Source organism: Mesorhizobium sp. M7A.F.Ca.CA.002.09.1.1 (assembly GCF_003998555.1).
Classification (GTDB): domain Bacteria; phylum Pseudomonadota; class Alphaproteobacteria; order Rhizobiales; family Rhizobiaceae; genus Mesorhizobium; species Mesorhizobium ciceri.
Window position 1 is genome coordinate 1 of record NZ_RZRR01001166.1, and the last position, 1,421, is coordinate 1,421.

A 1,421-nucleotide genomic window follows, 5' to 3' on the forward strand; every position below is an offset into this window, starting at 1 on the left:
CATCCTGCAGCGCACGACGCGCTGCAGGATGTCTTCGCGCGGATCAAGGCCGAAAATCTCGTCGGAGAGTTCCACCTTGCCGGCGTCCTTGCCGCCCAGCGTTGTGATCTTGAGATCCATTATTCCGCTCCCTCTGTGGCCGGAGCCTCGTTCTTGGCGCCACTTTCGGCAGCAACGGCGCGGATCGCGGCAGGCTTCGGCGCATTGGCCGGCAGTGCCACCTTGGCCGCATCGCGAACCAGGATCCAGGCGCCCTTCGATCCGGGAACCGCACCGCGGATCAGGATCAGGCCGCGGTCGGCGTCGGTCGATACGATCTCGACATTCTGCGTGGTGACGCGGGTGTCGCCCATGTGGCCAGCCATATGCTTGCCCTTGAACACCTTGCCCGGGTCCTGGCGCTGGCCGGTCGAACCGTGCGTACGGTGCGAAACCGAGTTACCGTGCGTTGCACGGCCACCGCCCATGTGGTGGCGCTTGATGACGCCCTGAAAGCCCTTGCCGATCGTCGTGCCCGTCACATCGACCTTCTGGCCGGCGACGAAGTGCTCGACGGTGATCTCGGCGCCGACATCGATCATGTTGTCGGCGGAGACGCGGAACTCGGCGACCTTCGCCTTCGGCTCGACGGAAGCGGTCGCGAAATGGCCGCGCATCGCCTTCGACGTGTTCTTCACCTTGGCAAGGCCAACGCCGAGCTGAACGGCGGTGTAGCCATTCTTCTCTTGCGTGCGCTGGGCCACGACCTGGCAGTTCTCCATCAGGAGAACGGTGACGGGAACATGTTCCCCGGCATCGTTATAGATGCGGGTCATTCCCACCTTCTTTGCAATCACACCTGAACGCATCGGTTCAATTCCTTTAGAGTTCCGGGCCAGGGGCACCGCCCCTTACCGCGCTCTCATTCCCTTAGAGCTTGATCTCGACGTCGACGCCGGCGGCCAGATCGAGCTTCATCAAAGCATCGACCGTCTGCGGGGTCGGATCGACGATGTCGAGCAGACGCTTGTGCGTGCGCATCTCGAACTGCTCGCGGCTCTTCTTGTCGACGTGAGGCGACCGGTTGACCGTGAACTTTTCGATCCGCGTCGGCAGCGGAATGGGGCCGCGGACGTTTGCACCGGTACGCTTGGCCGTCGACACGATTTCCTTCGTCGAGGCGTCGAGCACGCGGTGGTCAAACGCCTTAAGGCGGATGCGGATATTCTGTCCGTTCATGCGTCACTTCCTTGTTCTGGCGCGGCGCGGGCAACTCCCGCGCCCGCGACAGATCGGTTTAAGTCCAAATTACTCTTTGATGGTGACGACGATGCCGGCACCGACGGTGCGGCCGCCTTCACGGATAGCGAAGCGCAGCTTCTCTTCCATGGCGATCGGCACGATCAGCTCGACATCGACCGTGATGTTGTCGCCCGGCATCA

The 1,421-nt window shown here is 62.6% G+C and carries 2 protein-coding genes and 2 pseudogenes; all 4 read right to left on the reverse strand.

The window, feature by feature from the left end; all coding sequences use genetic code 11:
• Positions 1-120, reverse strand: a pseudogene (locus tag EN994_RS31395) (50S ribosomal protein L4); the annotation flags it as partial.
• Positions 120-848 (reverse strand): 50S ribosomal protein L3, encoded by a 729-nt coding sequence (gene rplC, locus EN994_RS31400; RefSeq protein WP_013531422.1) that lies wholly within the window; start codon positions 846-848, stop codon positions 120-122. The gene rplC and the pseudogene EN994_RS31395, both read right to left, overlap by 1 nt.
• A gap of 61 nt (positions 849-909) precedes the next feature.
• On the reverse strand, positions 910-1,218 hold the full coding sequence (rpsJ, locus tag EN994_RS31405; protein WP_010909272.1) for a 30S ribosomal protein S10: 309 nt from the start codon (positions 1,216-1,218) through the stop codon (positions 910-912).
• Between the two features lie 69 nt (positions 1,219-1,287).
• Positions 1,288-1,421 (reverse strand): annotated as a pseudogene (gene tuf, locus EN994_RS31410) (elongation factor Tu); the annotation flags it as partial.